At 61.0% G+C, this 6621-nt stretch carries 5 protein-coding genes and 1 pseudogene; 2 read left to right on the forward strand and 4 right to left on the reverse strand.

What is annotated here, in order from left to right:
* Positions 1-221: 221 nt before the first annotated feature.
* The 4 genes from AC1D2P_RS29925 to AC1D2P_RS29940 all read right to left on the reverse strand — a co-directional run bounded on the left by AC1D2P_RS29925 (position 222) and on the right by AC1D2P_RS29940 (position 4991).
* Positions 222-1553, reverse strand: coding sequence for an MFS transporter (locus tag AC1D2P_RS29925; RefSeq protein WP_077430752.1), 1332 nt, complete (start codon positions 1551-1553; stop codon positions 222-224).
* A 173-nt stretch (positions 1554-1726) separates the two neighbouring features.
* Complete coding sequence (locus AC1D2P_RS29930) at positions 1727-2653, reverse strand: hydroxymethylglutaryl-CoA lyase (protein WP_046029435.1); 927 nt, start codon at positions 2651-2653, stop codon at positions 1727-1729.
* On the reverse strand, positions 2650-3843 hold the full coding sequence (locus AC1D2P_RS29935) for a CaiB/BaiF CoA transferase family protein (RefSeq protein WP_109787373.1): 1194 nt from the start codon (positions 3841-3843) through the stop codon (positions 2650-2652). The genes AC1D2P_RS29930 and AC1D2P_RS29935 overlap by 4 nt, the downstream gene beginning before the upstream one ends.
* Positions 3844-4082: 239 nt before the next feature.
* On the reverse strand, positions 4083-4991 hold the full coding sequence (locus AC1D2P_RS29940) for a LysR family transcriptional regulator (protein ID WP_223523960.1): 909 nt from the start codon (positions 4989-4991) through the stop codon (positions 4083-4085).
* Positions 4992-5191: 200 nt separating this feature from the next.
* Here AC1D2P_RS29940 and AC1D2P_RS29945 point away from each other — a divergent pair, with 200 nt between their 5' ends.
* Positions 5192-6427: an aminotransferase class I/II-fold pyridoxal phosphate-dependent enzyme gene (locus tag AC1D2P_RS29945; RefSeq protein WP_109787371.1), complete on the forward strand. Its 1236-nt coding sequence runs from the start codon at positions 5192-5194 to the stop codon at positions 6425-6427.
* A gap of 17 nt (positions 6428-6444) precedes the next feature.
* A pseudogene (locus AC1D2P_RS29950) lies at positions 6445-6621 on the forward strand (MFS transporter); the annotation flags it as partial.

The following is a 6621-nucleotide window of genomic DNA, read 5'->3' on the forward strand; positions in this document are numbered from 1 at the left end:
GAGCAGCTCTTTCGGGATTTTCGGCAGCTCTCGCAACGCGGGTTTCTTCTTGGTTGGCATACATGCACCTCTTACTCATGTTATGCCCGAACACAAAATTTCTGACACCCCCCATGACGGAAAAAGCCATCGCCGCAACGCCTTGAAAACCTAAAGATCGCACCCTCCGGCAGCGCCTGCGTGGATGCGTGGTCCACGTAGGTGCTGCCGGAGGACGATCTTTAAAACTTGTCCAGCGTGCGCAACTTCTGCGGCAACCCCCACAACAGCAGCGCCACCGCGATCAACGCGCAGACACCGATGACATACAGGGCCGGTGTGGTGCTGCCGGTCAGGTCCTTGATCCGCCCGACCATCACCGGGCTGACGATGCCGCCGAACTGACCCAGGGTGTTGATCACCGCAATCCCGCCGGCGGCCCCTGCGCCAGCACCGGCCAGCAGTTTGGGTGGCAGGGTCCAGAAGCTCGGGATGGACGCGATAATGCCGGCACCGAGCAGGCCCAGTGCGACAATCAGAAAGGTCGTGTGGTTGGCGAAGATCCCGGCGCAGAAGAACCCCACCGCCCCCACCGCCACCAGCCCTGCGACAAACTTGCGCCGCTCGCCGGTCGAGTCAGACAACCGCCCGATCACCACCATGCTGATGGCGCCGCAGATGTAAGGAATGGCGGTCAGCAAACCGATCATCACCGGGCTCTCGGTGCCGGCACTGCGAATCAGTTGCGGGGCCCAGAAATTCAAGCCGTAGGACGCCACCTGGATCAGGAAGTAGATCAGCCCCAGCGTCAGGAAACCCGGAATTCGCAGCGCGGCGAGCAACGAGCCGCCACTCTTGTGCGGTTCATGCTGAGCGATGCGGCTGGCCAGCAGCGTCTTCTCGGACGGCGTCAGCCAATGGGCATCTTCGATGCGGTCCTTGAGCAATGTCAGCACCAGCAAGCCGAGGCCGATGCACGGCACGCCGCCGAGCAGGAACAGCCAGTGCCAGCCACGCATGTCAAGGAAGCCGTCGAGATGTTGCAGCACCAATCCGGAGAACGGCGCGCCGACCAGGCCGGCAAATGCCGACGATAGAAACAGCATCGACGTGATGCGTCCGCGATAGTGCTGCGGGAACCACAGCGTCAGGTAATACAGCACGCCCGGCGCAAACCCGGCTTCCATCGCGCCAATCACAAAGCGCAGCGCGTAGAACTGCCATTCGCTGTTGACGAAGACCATGGCCGCCGTGGCCAGGCCCCAGGACATCATGATCCGGGCGATCCAGCGCCGCGCGCCGACCTTGTACAGCATCATGTTGCTGGGCACTTCGAATATCACGTAACCGACCACGAACAACCCGGCGCCGAGGCCGTAAGCGGTGTCGCTCAGGCTCAGGTCGGTTTGCAACTGGAACTTGGCGAAGCTGATGTTGATGCGGTCGAAAAACGCGAACAGGTAGCAAACCATGATCAGCGGCATCAGGCGCCAGGCGACCTTGCTGACCAGGGCTTTTTCTTCGTCGTGGCTAACGGACGGGCTCACGCCCGCCTCCAGTACATTGAGGCTCATGATGATTCTCCAGGCGGACTTCCCGTGGGTGTCCGATTGTTTTTGTTGTCTGGTTGAGATGCTTTTTTGCAGGAGCCGAGCTTGCTCGCGATAGCGGTGGTTCAGTCGACATCAATGTTGGATGCGACTCTGTCATCGCGAGCAAGCTCGGCTCCTACAGGGATTAGGTGTGGTCAGGAAGGCACGGGATGCAGATCGCAATTGCGTCCGGCCTTGGCCAGTTGACCGGGCACTTCGTGACCCAGCAGCGCCGGCAATCCTCGGGACAGTTTCAGCAGCAGAGGCAAGTCGATGCCAGTTGGAATACCGATTTCATCGCACAGGTTGACCAGGTCTTCGGTGCAGATGTTGCCGGACGCACCCGGTGCAAACGGACAACCGCCGAGCCCGCCCAGCGCGGCATCGAAACGTCGGGCGCCGGCCTCGTAGGCGGCCAGCACATTGCACAAGCCAAGGCCGCGAGTGTTGTGGAAATGCAGGGTCAAATCCGCTGGCGAGACCCGTTGCAACACCCGGCGCACCAGCCTGTCGACCTGTCGCGGGTTGGCCATGCCAGTGGTGTCGGCCAACGTGATGCCCTGGATGCCGAGTTCCTGATAGGCCTCGACGATTTGCAGCACCCGGTCCTCATCGATCTTGCCTTCGAACGGGCAGCCGAAGGTGGTGGCGATGCTGGCGTTAAGGCGCACCGGCGTGCCCTGAACGTAGTGCACGATCTCACCGAATGCGGCCAACGAGTCTTCGCAACGCATGCGCATGTTCGCCAGGTTGTGCGTCTGGCTGGCGGACATCACCAGATTCAGCTCATCGGCCCGCGTCGCCAACGCCCGTTGCGCGCCTTTGAGGTTGGGGATCAACGCAACGTAGATCACGCCCGGTTGGCGGGTGATGCCCTTGAACACCGATTCACCGTCACGCAACGCCGGGATGGCCTTGGGCGACACGAACGAGCCGGCTTCGATCCGGCTGAAGCCGGCCAGCGACAGTTGATCGATCAGGGCAATCTTGTCGACGGTTTCAACCCAGGTTGGCTCAATCTGCAAACCATCGCGCGGGGAGACTTCCTGAACGATCAGGGTCTGGGAGTAATCAGTAATCATTGCACCACTCCTTCAGCTTTCAGGCGTTCGATGTCTGCCCTCGTGAGGCCAAGCGTCCCGAGGATGTCATCGGTGTGCTGGCCCAGGCCAGGTCCCGACCAGTTCACGCCGCCGGGCGTTTCGGACAGTTTGGGCACGATCCCCGGCATTTTCACGGTGGCGCCACCCGGCAGTTCGGCGCTGAGCAACATGTCCCGCGCCTGATAATGCGGATCGGCGACGATATCGGCCACTGAATAGATACGACCGGCCGGGACTTCGGCCGCTTCCAGCGCCGCCAACACGGCATCGATCGGCAGGCTGCTGGTCCAGTGGGTAATGGCGGCGTCGAGCACATTGCTTTTCAATGCACGCCCGTCGTTGTGAGCAAACTCGGGGGCTTCGGCCAGATCATGCCGACCGATGACCTCCATCAGACGCTTGTAAATCGGGTCGCTGTTGCCGGCGATCACCACGTAAGCGCCATCGGCCGTCAGGTACGTATTAGACGGGGCGATGCCCGGCAAGGCGCCTCCACTGCGTTCACGCACATGGCCGAGCATGTCGTATTCCGGCACCAGGCTTTCCATGACGTTGAACACGCTTTCAGCCAGCGATACATCGACCACTTGCCCACCGCCCTGCCCGGTCTTGACCCGCAGCAACGACATCAAGGCGCCGATCACCGCGTGCAGCGAAGCGAGGGAATCGCCGAGGCTGACACCCACCCGCGCCGGTGGTGAACCGGGTGTACCGGTGGTATAGCGAATCCCGCCCATGGCCTCGCCGATGGCGCCGAAGCCCGGGCGATCACGGTACGGGCCGGTCTGGCCGTAACCGGAAATGCGCACCAGCGTCAGGTTGGGATTGAGGGCGTGCAACACGTCCCAGCCCAGGCCGAGTTTTTCCAGGGCACCGGGGCGCAGGTTTTCGATCAGCACGTCGGCACTGGTCGCCAGTTGCTTGACCAGTTCGATGCCTTCAGGGGATTTGAGGTTGAGTGCCAGCGACTTCTTGTTGCGCGATTGCAGGTACCACCACAGCGACGTGCCTTCGTGCAGCTTGCGCCACTTGCGCAGTGGGTCGCCCTGGCCCATGGCTTCGATCTTGATGACTTCGGCGCCGAACTCGGCAAGCATGCGCGCGGCGAATGGCGCGGCGATCAGCGTGCCGATCTCGATCACTTTGATGGCGCTTAAAGGGGCAGACATCGCAAGTTACCTCTTATTCTTGGAATATGTGCCAAGGCTAGAGGAGCGGGGGTCAAGGAATCCAACCTTCAGTTGGCAACGGGCGTTCGTGAAACGCGAACGCTCGGTTGGAGATTGTCGGCAAACTCAGGTCAGTCATCGCGGGCAAGCCCGCTCCCACACTGGATTTATGTCACGCCAGAAAACCCTGTGGGAGCGGGCTTGCCCGCGATGAGGCCCGCCCATTCAACCGAGAATGATCAGACCTGCCCGCGCAACTGTTCAAACAACATCCGGCTCACCGGCGACAACGCCGCTTCGTCCCGCACCACGATGATCAACGCTCGATCCGACCAGTCATCCGTCAACGGCACTGCGTGCAACCCCAGCGCCCGGCCAAACAATTCATAAGCCTTTAGCGGAAGAATGCCGATGCCCATGTTGGCCTGCACCATCCGGCACATGGCGTCGAATCCCGGCACATGAATGCGCAACCGCAGCACTTTGCCGGCCTTGCGAGCGGCGGCATGGGTGCGCATGTTGATCGAACTGGCGGCATGCAAACCCACGTAATCGCTGTCCAGGGTGTCGGCAAACGCCAGGTTCGAACGGCTCGCCAACGGGTGATCGGGCAGCATCAACACCACCAGCTTGTCTTGCCGGTACAGCACGCTGTGCAAACCCTTGGTGTCGCTGTCGATCGAGCAAATGCCCAGGTCCGCCACACCGTCCAGCACCCCTTGAATCACGCCGCTGCTGGGGCGCTCTTCGAGGTCGGTCTTGACCTGCGGATGACGCTCGGAAAAGTCGCGCAAGTCCTCGGGCAAAAACTGAATGATCGCCGACAGGTTGGCGAGCATCCGCACATAGCCGCGAATGCCGTGGCTGTGCTCGCCCAGTTCAAGGCCCATTTTCTCGACGTTGAACAGCATCTGCCGCGCGTGGTGCAGCAAGGTTTCGCCGGCCGGCGTCAGGGTCATCCCCTTCGCCTGGCGCACGAACAGGCTGATGCCCAACGCGTCTTCCAGCTCCACCAGGCGCTTGCTGGCCGCCGACACCGCGATGGCTTCACGCGCGGCGGCACGGGTCAGCGTGCCCTCTTCATGGACGGCGACGAACAGTTGCAGGGTGAGCAGGTCGAGACGGCGGATCAGGCTTCTTTGCAGCATGGAGGGCTCGATGACTTCTGCGCGGCTGAATGGGCAGGATAACCGGGTTTTGCCCCACATCCACACCGCTATCGCCCTACACATAAATCTCTTGTAACACTCGACCGAAGCGGAAACGGCCGATTCAGCGGCAACGTCGCACTCTGTAAAGTCTGGCAACACACACGGACGGCTTCACCACTCAAGGACAGACACTTCAAATGGACCAGACAACGCACGCGGCAAATACCTTCACCAACTATCGAAAACTGGTCGCGCTGGCCGATCACGACTGGGAAACCGCAGAAGCGGGGAAAGTCGCGGGACTGAATGTCGACATCAGAAGCAGCAACCGCATGGTTGACCAGCACGGACGTGCGTTTCATCACTTCTGCACCACCTCCTACCTGGGCCTGGATCACCACCCTGATCTGCTCGACGGCGCCATGACCACCTTATGGGAAACCGGCACTCTGCGCGTCGCCAACTCAAAAAACCGCTGCAAACTGACGATCCTCGATCAGTACGAAACCGAGCTATCAGCATTGTTCGGCGCCACCTGTTTGAGCACCTTGTCGTGCAGCGCAGCAAGTGCCGGCATCCTGCCGCTGCTGGCCAGCGGCGTGTTCACCGAGAACCGGCCGCCGGTGATGGTGTTTGACCGTTTGGCGCACTACTCGATGAATCACCTCAAAGCCGCCTGCGCCGATGAAACCAGGGTCGTGACCAGTCCGCACAACGACATGGATTTCCTCGAAACCCAGTGCCAGCAAAACAGCAGGGTCGCGTATGTTGCCGACGGTGCGTACAGCATGGGCGGGGTCGCCGACATGGACAGCCTTTTGTATCTGAAGGACCGTTATGGGTTGTTTCTCTACCTTGACGACTCCCATGCTCTATCCACCGTTGGTACATTCGGTGCCGGCCTGGCGCGCCCCAGGTTTCAGGCCCTGGAAGATGACGGCCTGATCGTCGCCTCATTGGCCAAGTCATTTGGCGCCAGCGGCGGGCTGGTGATGCTGGGCAATGAACGGCAGAAAAAGCTGATTCAACGCTACGGCGGCCCCAGCAATTGGTCGCAAAGCCTGAACAGCGCGGCCATCGGCGCGGGCAGAGCCTCCATCCAGCTGCATCAAACGCCGGCATTTGCTGCGTTACAGGAAAAACTTCAGGTTAATATCCGCCTCTTTGACAGCCTGATCCGAACCGCACAGCACGGCAGCAACATGGCGATTCGCTTGATCCACTGCGGGGATGCGGCGCCGGCCAACCGCATCGCCATCGAATTGGCCAACCTCGGTTTCTTGACCTCGGCGGTATTTTTCCCTGTGGTTGCACAAGGCAAGGCCGCTCTCAGAATCACTTTGCGGGCGGACATGGAACCGATGCTGATCCGCCACTTTTGTCAGCTCCTCACCGAGCTTTTATGTACACCCGCCGCAGTCCTCGGCGACTGAACACCAGGGAAGATGTCATGAAGAGCCGCACCACCCTCCTCGTCACCTGCAGCACGGTTTTTCTCGCTCAACTGGGCATGAGCATTTACCTGCCGGCGCTGCCGGAGATGGCTCGGCATCTGTCCGCCGACGCCTCGCAAGTATCCTGGGGCCTGGCGGTGTACTTGATCGGGATGGCGCTGCCGATGTTGTTC

The organism is Pseudomonas sp. P1_F1_2 (assembly GCF_056405815.1).